Annotated in this window: 13 protein-coding genes; 4 read left to right on the plus strand and 9 right to left on the minus strand. The window is 53.2% G+C overall.

Features of this window, described 5'->3' with window-relative positions; translation table 11 throughout:
• Positions 1-219 precede the first annotated feature (219 nt).
• Both KQI79_RS25805 and KQI79_RS25810 read left to right on the plus strand, forming a co-directional pair.
• Positions 220-423 carry a hypothetical protein gene (locus KQI79_RS25805; protein ID WP_216541217.1) on the plus strand — a complete coding sequence of 68 codons (204 nt, stop codon included), beginning with the start codon at positions 220-222 and terminating at the stop codon, positions 421-423.
• Positions 424-535: 112 nt separating this feature from the next.
• On the plus strand, positions 536-1,708 hold the full coding sequence (locus KQI79_RS25810; protein ID WP_216541218.1) for an MFS transporter: 1,173 nt from the start codon (positions 536-538) through the stop codon (positions 1,706-1,708).
• A 257-nt stretch (positions 1,709-1,965) separates the two neighbouring features.
• On the opposite strand, the gene KQI79_RS25815 is transcribed toward KQI79_RS25810, so the two are convergent.
• From KQI79_RS25815 to KQI79_RS25830, 4 genes are all read right to left on the minus strand, one after another.
• Complete coding sequence (locus KQI79_RS25815) at positions 1,966-6,480, minus strand: S-layer homology domain-containing protein (RefSeq protein ID WP_216541219.1); 4,515 nt, start codon at positions 6,478-6,480, stop codon at positions 1,966-1,968.
• Between the two features lie 35 nt (positions 6,481-6,515).
• Complete coding sequence (locus KQI79_RS25820) at positions 6,516-7,325, minus strand: carbohydrate ABC transporter permease (protein ID WP_230191505.1); 810 nt, start codon at positions 7,323-7,325, stop codon at positions 6,516-6,518.
• On the minus strand, positions 7,322-8,251 hold the full coding sequence (locus KQI79_RS25825; protein WP_216541221.1) for a carbohydrate ABC transporter permease: 930 nt from the start codon (positions 8,249-8,251) through the stop codon (positions 7,322-7,324). Before KQI79_RS25825 ends, KQI79_RS25820 begins: the two co-directional genes overlap by 4 nt.
• Before the next feature lie 91 nt (positions 8,252-8,342).
• Complete coding sequence (locus KQI79_RS25830; protein WP_216541222.1) at positions 8,343-9,665, minus strand: ABC transporter substrate-binding protein; 1,323 nt, start codon at positions 9,663-9,665, stop codon at positions 8,343-8,345.
• 203 nt (positions 9,666-9,868) lie between these two features.
• Between KQI79_RS25830 and KQI79_RS25835 the strand changes: the two genes are divergently transcribed.
• Positions 9,869-11,611, plus strand: coding sequence for a cache domain-containing sensor histidine kinase (locus KQI79_RS25835; protein ID WP_216541223.1), 1,743 nt, complete (start codon positions 9,869-9,871; stop codon positions 11,609-11,611).
• Complete coding sequence (locus tag KQI79_RS25840; RefSeq protein WP_216541224.1) at positions 11,608-13,119, plus strand: response regulator transcription factor; 1,512 nt, start codon at positions 11,608-11,610, stop codon at positions 13,117-13,119. The genes KQI79_RS25835 and KQI79_RS25840 overlap by 4 nt, the downstream gene beginning before the upstream one ends.
• Positions 13,120-14,063: 944 nt before the next feature.
• On the opposite strand, the gene KQI79_RS25845 is transcribed toward KQI79_RS25840, so the two are convergent.
• The 5 genes from KQI79_RS25845 to KQI79_RS25865 all read right to left on the minus strand — a co-directional run bounded on the left by KQI79_RS25845 (position 14,064) and on the right by KQI79_RS25865 (position 18,379).
• Positions 14,064-15,047 (minus strand): ROK family protein, encoded by a 984-nt coding sequence (locus KQI79_RS25845; protein ID WP_216541225.1) that lies wholly within the window; start codon positions 15,045-15,047, stop codon positions 14,064-14,066.
• Positions 15,048-15,059: 12 nt separating this feature from the next.
• Positions 15,060-15,746, minus strand: a complete 687-nt coding sequence (locus KQI79_RS25850) for an N-acetylmannosamine-6-phosphate 2-epimerase (protein WP_216541226.1) — start codon at positions 15,744-15,746, stop codon at positions 15,060-15,062.
• Between the two features lie 42 nt (positions 15,747-15,788).
• Positions 15,789-16,604 carry a carbohydrate ABC transporter permease gene (locus tag KQI79_RS25855; RefSeq protein WP_216541227.1) on the minus strand — a complete coding sequence of 272 codons (816 nt, stop codon included), beginning with the start codon at positions 16,602-16,604 and terminating at the stop codon, positions 15,789-15,791.
• A 15-nt stretch (positions 16,605-16,619) separates the two neighbouring features.
• Positions 16,620-17,480: a carbohydrate ABC transporter permease gene (locus KQI79_RS25860; protein ID WP_216541228.1), complete on the minus strand. Its 861-nt coding sequence runs from the start codon at positions 17,478-17,480 to the stop codon at positions 16,620-16,622.
• Between the two features lie 65 nt (positions 17,481-17,545).
• Positions 17,546-18,379 (minus strand): extracellular solute-binding protein, encoded by an 834-nt coding sequence (locus tag KQI79_RS25865; protein ID WP_216541229.1) that lies wholly within the window; start codon positions 18,377-18,379, stop codon positions 17,546-17,548.
• Positions 18,380-18,486: the final 107 nt, after the last annotated feature.

An 18,486-nucleotide genomic window follows, 5' to 3' on the forward strand; every position in this document is an offset into this window, starting at 1 on the left:
CAAATGGGTTATGAAGTAGAGCTACGTGAGATAGTCCCAGCATAACTGTAACTTTATGGATATTAATGTTGCTTAGGAAACCTTTTCGGTCCAAGGGACTTTAGCGCTTTAATGTTAAATAGTTTATTTTCGTACAAAAATATGCGGTAAAATATTAAATATTTGTATATAATGGAGGATATGGCTTCACCAGTACCTATTTATAGCGAGGTGTTTCGCGTGACCTATGTTGATACGAGCGATATCGGTCTTCCTATGTTTCTTACGATTCTATTTTTCCTTATCGTCATCGGCCCATTAGTAAGCATTGGCGTGCTGCGCCTGTTCCAATCGCGCAAACGTTCCGGACTCACATACATTTTTTCGGCAATCGCAACCTATGTGGTGTTTATGGTGGTACTCAATTTCGTGCCGTTAGGATGACGAATGAACCCGCATATAAGAAAGAGTTGGAAGGCGCCGGCAATTCGGCGTCTTTTTATATGTTCTTTTTGAAATTTTCGGAAAAATTATAGTTATTTTCAAGGGGTGCAGCATGAATACATCATCTTCAGGATCGTCTCGGCTCCAATTCGCCATATTGATCGCTACCATCGTCGCGGCGGGATTAAGCCAAGGCTTGCTCCTGCCGCTATTAACGGTAATTTTGGAGGAAATGGGGATCCCGTCCCATTTGAACGGGCTTAACGCGGGCATGCTCTATATCGGCACATTTGCCATGATGCTGTTCGTGGAGCCTTTACTGGGCCGCCTCGGCTATAAAAAATTGCTCAGTTCGGGCTTAATCGTCGTATTGATTGCGCTTGTGCTGTTTCCGCTGTTTCCTAATCTTTGGGTTTGGTTCCTGCTCCGGTTTGCCGTCGGCATGGGCGACAGCGCGCTTCATTACGCGACGCAGCTTTGGGTCATTACGTCGAGTCCCGCGGATCAACGCGGCCGCAACATTTCTTTGTACGGCATGTCGTACGGGCTTGGTTTCAGTCTCGGCCCGCTGGGCATGACTTTGAAACCGTACGGGGAATGGGTGCCGTTCGCGGCCATCGCCTTTTGTTTCCTGATCGTCTTATGGCTCGTCGTAACCTTTCTGCCGAATCGCCGGGCGGAGAAACCGGCAACAGGCGCGACCGCGGAGCGGCGCTACGCCAAGGCGTTTCGCTGGGCCTGGTTCGCGCTCATGCCGGCGTTTCTGTACGGTTATACGGAAGCTTCCATGAACACCAGCTTTCCGCTATATGCGCTTAAAATCGGCATTGATGCGCATTGGATTTCGTTTATGCTTCCCTTCTTCGGAATCGGCGGGTTGCTGCTGCAGCTGCCGCTCGGCATTCTAAGCGACCGCTACGAACGCAAAAACGTATTAATGGCCGCCGGCTTTATCGGCGGAATCGCCTTCCTGGCCATCCCCGCCGCAGGCGCGAGCGTCTGGGGGATCGCTTTGTTGTTCGCCGTGGCGGGCGGAATGCTCGGCTCCTTCTATTCGCTCGGACTGGCATATGTGGCCGATATTCTGCCTAAGGAATTGCTGCCGACCGCCAACGTCATCGCGACTTATTTGTTCAGCATCGCCAGTATTATAGGACCGAACCTCGGCGGGCTCGGCATTCATTACGTGTCCGCGCAAAGCATGTTCTGGGCGCTTGGGGGGCTGTTTCTCCTGTTTACGCTGCTTGGGTTTGCGTACCGCCAAAAGCATGCGGCGCAAAGATAGGCCTGTTGCGGCCATCGGCCGGCCCAGCGGTTTAATGAAATTGACTCATTGCAGGAATTCGCAACTGCCGACTTCTGAACGAAAGGGATTTCGACAAAAGGCCGAAGACTTATAATCGATGCAGAAATGGTTGTTTTAAGAAAAATTACCGGATTTCTACAGTTGCTGCGGTACCAAGAATCGAAAACGCAGCCTGCATGCCGCATCACCAAGCAAGAGGGCTGCCCCGAACGAACCGGGGCAGCCCTTAACAATAGTTACGCTTTATAGTTCAACATCGCTAGAATAAGAGCGACCGCTTCGGCCCGTGTCGCATTCGCTTGCGGCGCGAACCGGTTGCCTCCTCTGCCTTGCATGAGTCCGGCTTCGTACGCCGCCGCAACTTGCGGGCGAGCCCATGCCGGAATCTGGTCCGCATCGGCGAAAGTAAGCGCCGCGTTCGGATCGGTCGGAAGCTCCAGCGCGCGAACGATCATAACGGCTACTTCCGCGCGGGACATATTTCGCTCCGGACGGAACTTATGATCATCATAGCCTTTAATGATGCCCGCGCGGACTGCTTGTGCCACGAAAGGCTTAGCCCATGCCGGAATCCGGTCGGAATCGGCGAACGTCAAGCCCTCTCCCACGCCTTCCAGATTCAAGGCCCGGCTCAGCATCGCCGCGAATTCGGCGCGCGTCACTTGACCGTCCGGACGGAACGTGCCGTCGCCGTAGCCGGTGACGATGCCGCGCTTGACCGCTTCGGCGATCGATGCCGCCGCCCAATGAGCGGATACATCCGTCAGAACAACGTTGGACGAACCTTCGCCTTCGTTCGAACCGGTCGTTCCGCCGTTATCCGCAGTCCCTTCGCCTCCGCTTTCACGGTTGTCCGGCTTATTCTCTTCGGCTTTATCCTTCGAAGCGTCGCCTCCCGATCCGCCGCTTCCCGACGTACCGCCTTCCGTACTGCCTCCGGAGCCGCTGCCTCCGGAACCGCCTTCGTTCGATTTCGTCCATACGGTCACGCTCGGGCCGTCGTTGCTCCAGTTGCCCGCCGCATCTCCGGCTTCGATCGTAAAGGTATAGCGGGTTCCGGCGCTCAAACCGGTCATATCGACGGAATGGACTTCGCCCGACAACATGATCTCGCGACCGCCGAACATCGCTTTGTACGCCGTTACGCCTACATTATCCGCAGCGGCGGTCCATGTTAAGGTAAGACTGTTCTTCGTCACGTTCGAAGCGGTAACACGGCTTCCGCTTGGCCATGTCGGCTTTTCGCCGTCTTCGGCAGCGCTTTTGGCCGGCACGACAACCTGGATGCTCTTCGTCAAAGCGCTCGAACCGTCGGCCGTTTTCGTTACTTCCAACACCAACGTTACCGTCGTCTCCTCATCATGCGGGAAGATTTGCCCGTCGGCGGCGATGACGTCCGGCCGGTCCGTACTATGAACCGCTACCGTGAATCCTGCGGGCACTTCCGGCAACGTCAACGTTACCGCATCTTTCGCCGGGGAAGCGATCGATCTGATCTCTCCGGCCACTATCGCCGCCGTCGTCTCAGCCAGCTCCAACTTGGCGTCGGCCCAGTCGCCGTATCCCGTCGTCTGCGGATTGGAACCGGCGGCATGACCGGTTAAGACTAACTGGAACTCATCCACGCCGGCGATATCCAGATCGATCGGCATCGGTTCAACATAAGGCTTGGCTGTGATATTAGGGCTTTCATACAGCTTCTCGCCATCCGCATAAACCGCAAACTTGATGTTCGTCGGAAGCTTCGAGTTTTCCAAAGCTTGATCGTCAATGCCGATCATCGCGGAGAAGCGGCTGTACTTTCCTCCGAAACGGTAGGTAATCGTCGCGTCGGGATGCGATCCGATTCCTTTGCCGTACGTTGTTCCGTTCATGATCAGCTCGCGTCCCGAAGCGTTCGTATCTTTTTTCGTCGCCACTTTGCCGTTTTTGATCTCGGTCCAATCCATATCGCTTAAGTAAACGACCGCCTGCGCCTCAATCGGCTCGGCTTGTAAACTCTCCCCGATCGCATTGGTCGCCGTTACCGTGTAAATGTAGCGGCCTTCGTCCTTCGGCGCGTTCATGTCCGTATATTCTAAGCCGTCGATGCCCGAGGCGGCAAGGACAAACTCTCCGCTGCCGTCCGGCGCGGCTGTCTTCCGGTATACGGAGTAAGACGTTGCCGCATAGGAAGGTTGCCACGCCAGCTTCACCATCTCGGCGGAAATCCGCATTGCTTTCAATCCGCCCGGAGCGGCCGGCGCCTTCGTAATCGCCGTATGGAACGATGAAGGCCCATCTGTATTGTCGGTCCATTCTCCGGAGTCCTCATTCTGCGCCGTTATTTTCCAATAATATTGCTTATCGTTCGCCAGCACACCCTTCAGTTCGTAGGAGGTTGCCTTAACCGTCTCATCGAATACAACCGTGCGGAAACCGGAATCTTCGGCTACGGTCAACCGGTAGCTATCCGCCAAATCCGCCGCTTCCCAACCGAAAGCGACATTCGCCGCATTCAGGCCGGCAGCGCCGTTCTCCGGGGAGATCAACCGGAACGGACCCGGTTTCTGCGATTCCACTCCGTCGGATGGAAAAATCGAAACGCCTTGGCCGGGCAATAAGGTTAAGGCAAGCATACCGCCGGATAGGCGCTTTCCTTTTTCCAGCAATTGCAGGCCGTCCAAACCGATCGTATAAATATCCACAGCCGGAACGTCGGACCAATCGCCCGGAAGCGTCCACTGCCGGTTCTCGTATCCGCTTTTGCTGTACGCGATGATTTCCTTGTTTGCCGTCTCATTCCACAGCGCCGGGAAGAAGATGTCGTCGCCGTCCCGCATCACGCGGCCGGCCTGCTTCACAATCAATTTCCCGCCTTGTTTTTCGCTGGTAACGTTATTGGAGAATGTGACGACGCCGTTGCTGTCGGAAATCCGATCCAGCCGGTTCAAGTAATACCATGGCACCGTTTTTAACGAGAATTCCTCCAGAAAACCTTTCAGATTGACCGGATCGCTTTTGATCGTCCCTTCGCCGAGCATGCCTGTGCCTAAACGATCGTCTCCCCCGTCTCCTCCGACATATAACGATGCCGGGATACGAAACTGCTCCGATGCGCTCCAACGAATATGCCAAGCCATTCGCTGCAAGCCGATGAACGGGTCGACCCTGTAGCTTTTATCGAATTCCGCAGTAACATCGACACCTTTATCGTAAAAATAGCGAATGATTTTTTTCTGCGTTTCCGCTTCCTCCTGGGAAGTGATGCCGTGATACGGGCTGATATAACCCGCTTCCAGCTTCGGAATATTTTGATGGAAGGCGTCGATATGAATCGTACCCGCCCGTCCGATCGGCAGCAGCTCCAGCAGAGCGTCGATTCTTTGCTGCGTCAGGCCCGCTTCCCATTCTTTCGTATAGCTGATCGGATATCCCCAAACGTATTTCCTGAGCGAACCGTCCTTCTCTCTAGCGATCACATCCGCATCCAGATACGTTTGCCACAAAGGACTTTGATCGCTGGCATCCAACATATTGATGTGCAGGCTGACCGTCGTATTGTATTTGAACGCTTCGTCCATCAGCCATTTCAGGCTGTCCTCCGCTTTGGCGTCTTGCGCCCGTTTCAGCTTCGGGTTAACAACGTTCAGCGCCGGATACCCCGTATCATGCCCGTCGAACTGCCAGCCGACCAAATAAATAATTTTCGGAATGCCGCGCGTCAGCTGGTCGATTTTTCGAATCGATTCCAGCGCTTGTTCGAAGGTCAGACTGACTTTGCCGTCGTTTGCGGCCATAAACATTTTCATCGTCAACGTCTGATGGTAGTCGTGGTAGGAAGGCCGGTCTGCTGCAAAATTCACCTCGAACGTCGCCGTATCCGTCTTCGTCACCCCGTTCAGCGTAACATTGGCCGTTACCGTGGCCTTGCCGGCGGAATTAAGCTTCGTCCCCGCTCTCAGTTCCGCGCTTGTGGCACCGGTCGGCGTCACGGAGGCGATCACGTTCGTATTGCTGACAGTATAGTTGACCGTCGCTTGGCTAAGATCCGCCGGGCTTCCGTCTTTCATCGTTCCGCTCAGGCTCAATCCGGCCAAGCCGTCCAAATTTAGCGTCGTCCGGTCCGCCGTCAATACAACGGAATCCAGGAAGTCTCCGTCTCCTTTAATCATCGATTCCGTAAACTCGTGGACCGCTTGATTCAATGCCGCAACAGCCGCATCGACCTCAGGCTGGTCCGCGTTGTCGTTATCCGCAACAGCTTGTGCGGTTTGGATGGAAACGAACAAAACTTCCTTCGAGCCGAAAGGGTATTGGCCCGGTTCCGTCCCCTCGACGGCCGCATCGTATACCGATTGCGCAACCGAGATTGCCCCAATCAAGGCCGTCTTGTCTACGACCGTTCCCGAGGAAACGCCGGGCACAATAACCTTGATCGGAACGGTATCCGCCTTGGATTGATCCGCTACCTTCGTTACTTCCAGCACAAGGATCACTTCCGTGTCCGTCTCCAGCGGGAATATTTGCGCATCCATCGACGGAATAACCGCTTCGTTGCTCGAGCTCTTCACCCGAATCTCGAAGCCGTCGGGAACGGCCGGCAGCGTCAATCTCGTCGCGTTTTTCTCCGGCGCGGGGATCGACGTAATTCCGGCGGCAACGCTTGCCGCCGTTTGCTCGGCGTGAACCCTCCCGGCAGACATTGCGAAATCCGTCAACAGAAGTACGATTACCATCAAGGCGGCTAACCATTTGTAATTTTTTGGCAACGTATTCACCTCATTATTATGTTCATTGACTCGCATTACCCTTTAATCGCCCCGTCTACCATCCCTTTTACAAAATATTTTTGCAGTAAAAGATAGATTGCGGTCAAAGGCATCATGCCGATGAAACATCCGGCGGCGACCCAATTGATATTGCTGTGAAATTGCGAAATGAATCCCGACAGAGCGACGGGAATCGTCATCATCGTTTTCTTCTGCAAGAAAAATACGGAAAATTGATAGTCGTTCCATACTTGTACCCCGATCAAAATAATGACCGTTGCCGTAATCGGCTTCAACAAGGGCAATATGATGCGCAAAAAGATGCCGTAACGGCTGCATCCGTCGATAAGCCCCGCTTCGTCCAGCTCCTTGGGCACGGAATTCATGAACCCGGTAAATAAAAAAATCGTCATCGGCAGCGAGAAAGCGACCTGGGTCAAGATGATGGCCCAATAGGTGTTGATTCCGCCGATATCAACGATAAATTTATAGAGGGGAACCAGAATCGTCAGCGCCGGCACGATTAAGCACGAGATGCTGATCGTGTACACCAATTGATTCCACTTCGTTTGATGCCGCGCGAGCGGATAGGAGGCGCACGCTCCGATTAGAACGACAAGAATGACGGCAGAGAATGTAATGATGGCGTTATTCAACACGGCTTGCCCCAACTGCGCATCCTTCCACGCATTCGTGAAATTTCCAATGTAAATGGATTGGGGAAGCAGCCATTTGCTGCTCGAATCTTCGATCGATTTGAAGGACATGTTGAATAAAATATAAAAAGGAACAATGTGAATGACCGTAATAAGCAAGGCAATGATGTACTTGAGCGATTTCTTCACATTTTCACTTCCTTCCGGCGCAGCAGCACGAGCGCGGTAATGCTGATGACGCATATGATCGCGAACATGAGATTCCCCAGCGCCGCGGCGTACCCGGCGTCCTGGCGGGCGAAATACAGATTGTACATCATCGTGGACAACGATTGCGACGCATATCCCGGTCCGCCGTTCGTCATGGCGACGATCACATCGAACAGCTTCAATCCGCCGATGACATTGAGCACGACATTGATCGTAATGGCCGGCATGAGCAGCGGAAGCGTGATGCTTTTAAAGCGGAACCACCATCCGGCCCCGTCGATGCTCGCCGCTTCGTAGTATTCTTTCGAAATGGACTGCAATCCGGCCAAAAAAATAATCATCGCAATCCCCATGTACTGGTACGTGTTGACAAAAGTGATAATCCATACGGCGCGCGGACCGTTCGAGAGCCAATCGACCGTTTCTTTGCCGAACAGCATCATGGCGTCGTTTAACGCGCCGCCGTCGTATTGAAAGAAAAAATAACTGATATAACCCATAATGAGCGGGCTTATAATGACCGGCAGATAAACGACCGTGCGCACCAGGCCTTTTCCCCGAATTTTCTGGTCCAGAAACAAGGCATAGGCCAAGCCGAGCAAATTTTGAAAGATGGTGCTGCCCAAGCCGTAAATAAACGTGTTTTGGATCGTTTGTACGATTTTTTTATCCGAGAACATAAGCTTGTATTTTTCCAACCCGACCCATACATAATGCTGGGAGTACCCGTCCCAATTGGTGAAGGAAATTTTCACCCCTTGAATCAGCGGATAGAAGATGAACACGGCGAATAACAATAACGCCGGCAAATACATAAAATTGAGCACTCCGGCGGAACGGAACCATTTGGCAACGGAACCGGATCGCTTCTTCGCATCGGCCGGCCATGATGAGCTTCTAGGCATGGTTTCTCCTCTCCTCCTATCTCGAGTTCCTATCTCTTATATCAACGGCCCGCGGTTTCAATAACAAACAACGGGCCGTATCTCATTCTCTTTATTGGCTAGCCGCTCTTAATCTCTCGTATTCCTTCTTCATATTTTCCGAATATTCTCGCGGCGTGATGGCGCCAGCCAGCATGTCTTGGCCGTTTTTGCACATCACGTCCCACATGCCGTTCGGCAAATACACTCGGTCGAAATACGGGAAGACGCGCAAATCTTTATATTTCTCGTAATCCGCCGTCAAACTGCCCGCATCGATGGCGACGCCTTCCAATCCCGGCGGCAGCGCGTTCGAAGCGGCGACTAGAGCGACATTCTCCGGTTTGGCAAAGTAAGCGACGAATTTGCGCGCCGCTTCGCTATTCGGCGAATCTTTCCATACGCCCCATGTCGTTTTCTCTCCGCCTACCAGCGTAGGCGTATCGCCTGCCACGACCGATTGAATCGGCATTAATCCCGCTTTCAGTTCAGGGTTGATCGCTTTCGCCTCTTCGATCAGGAACGGGCCATATACGCCGAACGCCGCTTTCCCTTCGGCGAAGGCTTTGGCGGAATCGCTATATTTCGCCGTTAGGACATCCTTGTTCAGATAGCCTTTCTCTTGCAAATCGAGGAACATTTGCGGCAATACGTCAAACTTGTTCCAGTCGAACGTTCCGTCAAGCAGCTGCTCGGCATCGTTTTGTTCCGGGCTGACGAACACCGATGTCGCGTAGAAATCGAAAAACTGTCCGATCGGCCAGGAATCCGCGCCGCCGATATGGATCGGAGCCACCTTCCCGCCGCTTTTCGTTTTAATCGTTTCGGCCGCTTGCAGCAGTTCGTCCCATGTCGCCGGAACTTCGACGCCGTACTCCTCCAGCACGCTGGCGTTATACACAGGGCCGCCCTTATCCTGATCCATCGGCAGCACATATACTTTGCCCTCTTCGTCGGTGACGGAAGGCTTGATCGACGCATCCAGCTTGGACGCCCACTCTTCGTCTTTCAAATCGGCCAAATATTGCCCATAGCGGACTTTCGCCCAACCGTGCGTCGAGAACACATCCGGCAACTCGTTGGATGCCATTTTCATCTTCATAATGTTCTCATACTCGGCGCCCGGAGCGCTGAAATCTACTTTAATATCCGGATTCTCGTCCATAAATTTGTTCGCAATGTCCTGCAATACTTTGGCCGGTTCGCCGACGACATTGGTCATGACCGTAAGCGTCACTTTCGAATTGCCGCCGTTTCCGCCCGCCGCATTCGGCGTTTCGCCGGCCGAGCCTTCCCCGTCCGGATTGCCTCCCGTACCCGCGTTGCCGCAAGCCGCCAGTAGAAACGCCGCCGCCATCACAACGCTGATCATTTTAAACCAGTTTGTTTTTCTCATATCTATCCCCCAAGCCAGTTCGATTTTTGTGAGACCGGTTCGCCCCACAGGTATTAGGTTACCATGGCTGGTTGCGCTTTCATATGTCATAAAACTACAATCGCTCAGCTCTTTTCTACACTATTTAATTTCGTATTGACTTCGTCTGCCGGTTGTACCTATTCTTATATACAAAGAGTTGGGGCGAGGAGGCCGGTGCGGTCATGAACATGTTCAAATCGTTGCGTTCGAAGCTGACTATCGTTTATGCGCTGACCATTGTCACCCCGTTCGTCATCCTGGCGTTCGCCCTTCCCTTCTACGCTCAACATGTGCTCACGTCCGATACGGAGCAATTAACGGAAGGCACGCTGCGCGCAGTGGCCGGCAATATCGAAACCTATCTGGACGATTTGGAGCGGCTGACCGCTTCACCGTACTTGAACGACAATGTCATCCAGGCGCTTAAAATTACGGCCGATAATTTATATGAAAATGCAAGCGCATACACAAAATTACAAACGGATCGGGCATTAAAGAGCACGCTGCCCAATTATTTGATCAATACCCGCAAAGACATATTGAGCACGATTACGATTACGACGAACGGCAAAGCTTATTTGACGGCCAAAAACAACAATATCGAGCTTGTGGCGGATTTTCCGTTTCAAGACGAATTATGGTATAAAAAAGCGATCCAAAAAGACGGGAAAGTCGCTTTCATCAGCTCCCATCCGCAAGATTACTTGACGAATCAAAAAGAGCTGCAAGTATTTTCCGTTTCCCGGCTCATCAAAAACCCGGATTCCGGCCAACCGCTGGCCGTCATTCTGGCCGATGCGGATACGAACGTCCTGGAGAAAATTACGAAGGACATCCGGTTTAACGTCAGTTCGGTTGTTGTGATCATGGACGAAGATCGCAACGTGATCTTCGCCAACAAGCCGTTGTCCGAGGATATGATCAAGCAGCTTCGGTCCGGCGGCGACGCGAAAGCGAAGGATACCGGCTATGTGACGGTGTCGCAAACGATCAAGCCGGCCAATTGGGTCATGACGGTCTTTTTGTCCAACGAGGAACTGAAAAATAAAGTGCGCTGGATCTATACGACCGCCGTGCTGTTATCCGTCGGCGGACTTGTCGTTACGTTTTTCGTATTTCTCTATTTCTCGCAATGGATCGTCAAGCCGGTCAAACATATGATCGAGGTGATGAACAAAGTCAAGAAAGGAAATTTGCAAGCGAGGTACGGGATCGCCGGGTCGGACGAATTGTCGTATTTGGGCCAGTCGTTGAACAAAATGATCTCGCAGCTCGACGATTTGATCAACCGCGAGTACAAGGCGGCGCTGGCGCAGCGGAACGCGGAATACCGGGCGCTGCAATCGCAAATCCAGCCGCATTTCCTGTACAATACGCTTGCCGGATTGATCGGCCTGAACCGTATCGGCGAGACGAAAAAATTGGAGACCGCCATCATTTCGCTGAGCGGCATGCTGCGGTACATGCTGGACGAGAACCAATGGACCAGCATCGAGAACGAGTTTGCATTCTTGACGAAATACGCTTTGCTGCAGCAAATCCGCTTTGAAGACAAGTTGAAAATCGTTATTGAATACGAAGAAGCGGCGGCCGATTTCAAAATTCCGAAGTTGCTGTTTCAGCCGATATTGGAAAATGCGATTATTCACGGGGTTGAACCTGACGATAAAGAAAATGAGGTTAAAGTATCGGCGTTTATAACCGAAACGAACGGCCGGCCGCATATTTGCATCGAAATTTGCGACGACGGCGTCGGATTCGATACGCATACGCAGGATGCCGAACCTTCGCGTCACATCGGCATCTCCAACGTGCAGGCGCGGCTGCAGCTCGCTTATCCCAATGCGTCTTTAACCGTACACAGCATTCCGGGGTCCGGCACGCGCGTAACGATTGCGATACCAGAGGAGGACGAACAACAATGAACATCGTATTAGCGGATGACGAAAGTTTGGTCAGGGCCGGGTTAAGAAGTATGCTGAACGAGTTGAATATGCCGCTTCAAGTCGTCGGGGAAGCCAGGAACGGCGAAGAGGCGGTTCGCCTCATCGAGGAGCAGCGTCCCGACGTCGCATTTGTCGATATTCGCATGCCTAAACTTAGCGGATTGGATGTGATCGCCCATGGCAAAACGGTTTCGCCTCTCACCAAATGGATCATTTTAAGCGGATATTCCGAGTTTCAATACGCGAAAGAAGCGCTGCGCCTCGGCGCTTGCAATTATTTATTAAAACCTGTCAGTTTGCAAGAATTGAAGGACAGCGTCGTACAGGCGAACGAAGCGCTGCGCCAACATATGATCGAACGAAACGGCCGGTTCGAGCATGCGCTTGTTTCGTGGATGCAAGGCCGAACGCCTTTGCACGAAGCGAATCATCTCCTGGCCTCCGTGCATTGCAAAGGGCTGGCATTCTATATCGACAGCTGCCTTCCGGAGCGGGAACTCGCCGATTTTCAGCACCGGCTGATCAACGAGTTGCAATCGATGATCCGGGACCGCTTCTTATCGGGCGAATTTCATTCCTTTGCCATTGCTTTAAACGAAGGCCATCCCGCGATAATATGGGCTTGGCATCCTTCCGGCCGCCGGAGGGCGGAAGAACGGGAACGGCAGTTGGAACAGGCCGTCCGCCAATGGTTGGAGCAAGTTCCCGGGACGCAATTTGCCGTCACCGCGATCGAACTGGAGGAATGTGCGGGACTGGAATCGATGGCGGAACAAATCGGCCGGTTGCAAACGGTCGCTTCCTTGCGTTCCATGCTTTCCCTCAATGCGACATATCGTTTAAGCGGGCTGACCGCGCTGGCAAGCCATGAAGAGTGGCTGCGAATCGGCGCCCGTCTCGAAAATGTATGCCGATCGTACAGGCATCGGAACTACCCGGCGTATGCCCGGGAAGTCGATTTGCTGGAGAAGGAAATGAACGAAATCGGTACGCTGGACCGCAAAGCGCTTTGCCGCATCCAAGAGTTCCTCGCCTATTCTCTCGGAGTCGCTTATCCGTCCGGGGAACTTGCCGATTGGTTCAAGACGTTGCAGCATCACGGCGATTCCATGCTCTCATCCGCCGCGTCGCAGTCCGACAACGAGCAGAAGGATATCGTTCAATGCGTGATTGCGTACGTGGATCAAAACTATATGCATGATATCGGAATCAAGCAAATTGCGGAACTGCTCCATGTCACGCCCAATTATTTGAGCACCCTGTTTCATAAGAAGCACGGCAGCACGTTTATTAAATATTTGACCGAAACGAGAATGCTGAAGGCGAAGGAACTGTTGCTGAAAGAGCCCGATCTCAAAGTGAGGCAAGTGGCCGAAGCCGTCGGATATTACAGCACGCGCCATTTCACCAAATTGTTCACGGAACAATTCGGCTGCTATCCGTCGGAATGCCGCGACAAGAAAAACCGTCAGGAGGGATCGTCCTGACGGTTCCTTACGTCTGCAGCGTTCCAACATGACAGCGTGTATGCGCCGTGTCGCGCCGATCAGCGCGTGTTCGCGCGTGTTCTGTTCGCGTTGACCCGCGCCGTATCCACGTTGTGTTCGCCGTGTCCGCGTCATGCCCACGTTGTATCCACGCTCAACACCCTGTGTCCGCGCCATGTAACTTCAATAATCGATCTATATGAGTCGATTTCTGTCTGTTTTGCCCATGCAGCTGCAAATAGCCCGTTACTTCTGCGATTTTATTCGATATTTCATACACATAACGCGATTTGAGCCCTGATTCTGTAATTGTATACGAAAAATCGTACACAATGTGCGGCGCATGCATCGAATCCGTCGATTTTATTCGATATTTCATACACATAACGTGATTTGAGCCCTCATCCTGTAATTGTATACGAAAAATCATACACAATGTGCGGCGCACGGCACTGTCGTTGCATTAACTTCTACCGCCCTGCTCCCCAAGTTCGGACACAGGAGACGCTAATTGTGACAAACGACCCGATTTCGGACCGTTAGCGGACAGACGATCTTTTATTCGCGGCAAAAGCGTAAAAATAAGCCCTGCGACGAACGGATAACGGAATCAATGTCCGCCGAAACAGCGAATAAGCGGTTTTGACGCAAAATAACGGTCGTACGGTCCGGATAGCAATTCTCGATGCAGCTCCATTGGACGCATGCATCGAATCCGTCGATTTTATTCGATATTTCATACACATAACGCGATTTGAGCCCCGATCCTGTAAATGTATACGAAAAATCGTACACAATGTGCGGCGCATGCATCGAATCCGTCGATGAGCGGGGCACGGGCATAAAAACGAAGCTGCGCCCCCGATTAGGTGGAATTTAACGCGGTTTGAACCATCAAATAAATGGATGCACGCAGTTACTACGATGAAGCTAAGCGCTGTCGTTTACTCATGCGCGTACTCCCACACTTGCAACGCCGCTCCGATGGCGCCGCTCATGCCGCCTCCGCATGCCGGCTCGATCGTGACGCCTGCGAACATCGAAGGCATCGCGCGCCTGCGGACTTCCTCGCGCAATCTGCGGAAGAGCGGTTCGCCGCAGGCTGCGACTCCGCCGCCGATGACGACGGCCTCCGGGTTGAACAGATGAATAAGGCTCGCCACGGCGGATCCGAGCGCGGCAATGGCTTCATTCATCGCGTCGCCCGCGAGCGGATCGCCCGCAAGCCATAAGTCCGCCGTTTCTTTGGCGCTGAGCGGCGCGCGCGTCCCTGCAAGACCGGCGGCTTGCAACCGCTCGTTCATCAAGTTGGCGATGCTTGTGCCGGACGCATACTGTTCCAGGCAACCGACATTCCCGCAGATGCATGGACGGCCTTTATAGTCGACCGATAAATGCCCGATTTCTCCCGCGCTTCCCCAGGCGCCATGCATGATCCGTCCGCCCGTCATCACCGCGCCGCCTACGCCGGTGCCGAGTGCCAGGCAGACGAACGTCTTCGCGTTGCGGCCGGCTCCCAAGTACTTCTCGGTCAGCGCGAGCGCGTTCACGTCATTATCGACGTACACGGGAACGCCGAATCTCTCCTCTAGCAGCGACTTGACCCGCGTTCCCGTATAGCCGGGAATGAGATCGCTGGCGTAGCGGATCGTCCCCGTTTCCCACTCCACTTGGCCTGCGGTTCCGATACCGATTCCCCGGATCCGTGCGCCGCCCGATTCCGCCGCAAACCGGCTCCAAACCGTTTCAACCGCTTCCGCAACCCGCGGCATAACGTCCGCTTGCCCGGCCAACGTCGGCATGACATGCTGCTGCAATATTTGTCCGCCGCGATCGATGACCGCCGCGCTAATCTTCGTCCCGCCCAAGTCGACGCCAACCGCGTAGAACGTTTCCTCGTCCGCACGGCGCAAAGCATGCTTATTCATCGGAACCGCTCCTTAGCTCCCGCGTTTCCGCAATGCATCCGCGAAACGTTTCGTAATCAATTGAGGGCGGGTGATGGCGCTGCCTACGACGACGTACGCCGCGCCGGCGTCCATTGCCTTCACGGCATCGTCCGGGTTCCAAATGCGCCCCTCTGCAACGACCGGAACACGAACCGCCCGGCTGAGCCGAGCGACCAAGTCCAAGTCCGGCCCTTCCTGTTGACGGCTGTATGGCGTATAACCGGACAGCGTCGTACTGATATAATCCGCTCCGAGACGTTCGGCGGCCACCCCTTCCTCGTAGGTCGAAATATCCGCCATGACGGCTACGCCCGCTTGCCGGGCATACGCGATCATTTCGCTTACGCGTTCCAGCCGGTTTTCCCGATCCGTCACATCCAGGGCCATGATATCGGCTCCCGCTTCCACGATCGCCTTCACTTCTTCCATCGTCGGCGTAATATAAATTTCCGATCCCGGAATGTCCCGTTTGATCAACCCGATGACGGGCAAATCGACGTATCGCTTAATGCCGCGAATATCGTCAACGCCGTTGGTGCGTATGCCGATCGCGCCCGATTGGCGGGCCGCCAGCGCCATTCTAGGCATGACCTCCGCGCCGAACAGCGGTTCGTTCTCCAACGCCTGGCAAGAAACGATCAACCCCGGTTCTCCTAACTTCATTACCGATGTTCTCATTATCCATCCACTCCTATCGCATTAATAGCCATTCATCCCGCATTATTTAACCGCGCCCATCGTCATTCCTTTGACCAAATGCTTCTGCACCGCAATGCCGAATACGAGCATCGGCAGCATGACCAGCGTTCCCGCCGCCGTTAACGGCCCCCATTCGGTGCCTTGGAACGTCATGAACGAAGTGATCAAGACGGGCAATGTTTGCGTTTCCCGGCCGGTCAACACAAGCGCGACCAAAAATTCATTCCACACCAGCAGCATGGACAATATAAACGTGGCGGCGATTCCGCCCCGGGCAACCGGGACGATGACCCGATAAAACGCGCGAAACTCCGTACAGCCGTCGACAAAGGCCGCCTCGCGCAGTTCATTCGGAATATCCTCGAAAAAGGTAAGCAGCATTAATACGACAAACGGCAAATTCATAAGCATATAGACGAAAATAAGCAGCAAGTACGAATCCGTTAAACCGACCATAACCGCGATAAAATAGACAGGCAGCAGCATTAAGATCGGCGGCGCGATTCTCGCGCTCAGTATGAACGTAATCCATTTCGATTTGCGCCGAAAATGAAAGAAAGCCAGCGCATAAGCGGTAACCGTTCCCAATATAAGGCATAGCACGGTGGACACGGTCGATATAAAGAAGCTGCTTCCGAACGCCTTGAAAAAATCCGATCGATTGAAGACGTTGTCGAAATTGTCAAACGTCGGCGTAAAAATGAAAACGGGAGGCAAGGCAAAGGCATCCTTATAATTTTTCAATGACGTCAAGACCAGCCATACGAACGGCATCATGAAAAACAGCAGAATCACGATCGTGCCGATGTAAAACAACGACCCTTTTGCAGCGCGCATTCGAATCCCCCCTTCCTATCCTCTTGTCTTCGCTGTCATCGATTTATATAAAAAGGTGAACACGAACGTAAGCAAAACGGTAATCGATAAATTAATGACGGTCGCATAGCTCAAGTTGAAATTGTTAAACCCTTGAATATACGCGTACATATTGGCGGTTTCCGTCGCGAGCGAAGGACCGCCCCGCGTCATGACATAGATGATATCGAACGTCTTGATGCTGTCCATTAGGCGCAGCAGCAACGCAACCATTAATGCCGGCTTTAACAGCGGCAGGACGACGCTCCGAAACGTCTGCCAAGCATTGGCCCCGTCGACCTTCGCCGCTTCCAGCGGCTCGCCCGGCATCGCATCTAGAGCGGAAGCCATAATCAGGAACACGAACGGGGTCCACTGCCATACGTCGGCAATGATGACGGAGAACATCGCCAAATCGACGCTGCCCAGCCAATCATGCTTATTCCCCAAGCCGAGGACGCCCAAATAATAGTTGACGATCCCTGCGTTCGGATCGTAGAAGATCCGCCATATCAAGCCAGAGACGACCGGAGTCATAATCATCGGAATGAGCATGAGCGCCCTGACCAGCTTTCGTCCCGGGAATTGGCGGTTGAAATAGAGGGCGATCGCCAAACCAAGCGCCAGTTCCGCGAATGTCGCGATGAAAGAAAATTGCAGCGTTTTGCCGACGGAAGCCCAAGCCCGTTTGTCTTGGAATAAATCGAATAAATTCGACAGGCCTACGAACGAAAAGGTTTGTTTAATCATGCTGATATTATGAAGGCTTAAATAAACGGAATATCCGAGTACCATGACCGAGAATAGAATCAGAATCAGTATGCTCGGCATCAACCAATAACGCTGGCTTCTATGCATTCATCTCACTTCCTTACATGAGGGTCAAGGCCTGGTTGCGGCGCTCGACCCTCATTGATTCGTCGTTAGTTCGCTTCCAGCAGCCGATTGTTCAGATCGTTCGCTTCCTTAAGCGCTTCCGCCGGAGGCGTATGTCCGGTCAACGCCTTGGAGATCGCCACGCCCGTATTGTTGATCATTTCATTCGCTTGGGCGATTTGCGGCAAATAGTCCGTATTTCCATTCTCGATCGCTTCCAGCATCGCATCCTTGAAGGCGCCGAATTTATCGATAAACACTTGCTCTTTCATCGCGCTAAGCGAAGTGACGCCGGCGTTCGGATCGATCGACATCGACTTGACCTGCTGCTCTTTCGAAGTCGCCCAGCTCATGAACAGCCAAGCCGCTTCCTTATACTTGCTGTCCTTCGACAGGAAGATGCCGTGCACCGTTAAGGTGGAAGCGCCGCCTTTCGGCTGGTCCGTCTGCGTCGGCACCGGAGCGTACCCGACATTGCCGACGATCGAGGACTCCTTCGGGTCTTCGTTAAATGCGCCGTTGACCGTCGCGTCGATCGTCATCGCCGCTTTTCCTTGCTGGAACAGCAGCCTGTTCTCCTGCCAACCGAAGTTCGCTACGCCTGTAGGCCCGTATTTCGTGAGCAGTTCACGGTAAAATTCGAGCGCCTTGACCGCTTCCGGCGACGCGATATCCGACTTGCCCTGTTCGTTCAGCCATTGGCCGCCGAAGCCCCATAGGAATGTCGACCATACGTATACGTTCTGAATTCCTTGTTCGCCCCGCAGCGTAATGCCGGCGATTTCCCCGTTCGTTTGTTCGTGAATCGTCTTGGCCGCATTCATAAGTTCGTCGTACGTTTTCGGAACTTGCAAGCCGTATTTTTCAAACAAATCCCCCATGGCCTGACGACCATCGCCATAAATGAAAATAGAGTTGCAAACTGTATCCGTTTTTGGGGTAATTAATATGGGCAGATCATAGGTCGAAAGCTTTTTGGTGTATCAAT

It is taken from the genome of Paenibacillus sp. MSJ-34, from assembly GCF_018918005.1.
Taxonomy (GTDB): Bacteria; Bacillota; Bacilli; order Paenibacillales; family Paenibacillaceae; genus MSJ-34.

Excerpts from the sequence above, each read along its gene's own strand:
- KQI79_RS25865 (WP_216541229.1), bottom strand. The coding sequence starts at position 18,379 with ATGGGGGATTTGTTTGAAAAATACGGCTTGCAAGTTCCGAAAACGTAC.
- KQI79_RS25835 (WP_216541223.1), top strand. The coding sequence starts at position 9,869 with ATGAACATGTTCAAATCGTTGCGTTCGAAGCTGACTATCGTTTATGCG.
- KQI79_RS25810 (WP_216541218.1), top strand. The coding sequence starts at position 536 with ATGAATACATCATCTTCAGGATCGTCTCGGCTCCAATTCGCCATATTG.
- KQI79_RS25855 (WP_216541227.1), bottom strand. The coding sequence starts at position 16,604 with ATGCGCGCTGCAAAAGGGTCGTTGTTTTACATCGGCACGATCGTGATT.
- KQI79_RS25840 (WP_216541224.1), top strand. The coding sequence starts at position 11,608 with ATGAACATCGTATTAGCGGATGACGAAAGTTTGGTCAGGGCCGGGTTA.
- KQI79_RS25850 (WP_216541226.1), bottom strand. The coding sequence starts at position 15,746 with ATGAGAACATCGGTAATGAAGTTAGGAGAACCGGGGTTGATCGTTTCT.
- KQI79_RS25845 (WP_216541225.1), bottom strand. The coding sequence starts at position 15,047 with ATGAATAAGCATGCTTTGCGCCGTGCGGACGAGGAAACGTTCTACGCG.
- KQI79_RS25830 (WP_216541222.1), bottom strand. The coding sequence starts at position 9,665 with ATGAGAAAAACAAACTGGTTTAAAATGATCAGCGTTGTGATGGCGGCG.
- KQI79_RS25860 (WP_216541228.1), bottom strand. The coding sequence starts at position 17,480 with ATGCATAGAAGCCAGCGTTATTGGTTGATGCCGAGCATACTGATTCTG.
- KQI79_RS25825 (WP_216541221.1), bottom strand. The coding sequence starts at position 8,251 with ATGCCTAGAAGCTCATCATGGCCGGCCGATGCGAAGAAGCGATCCGGT.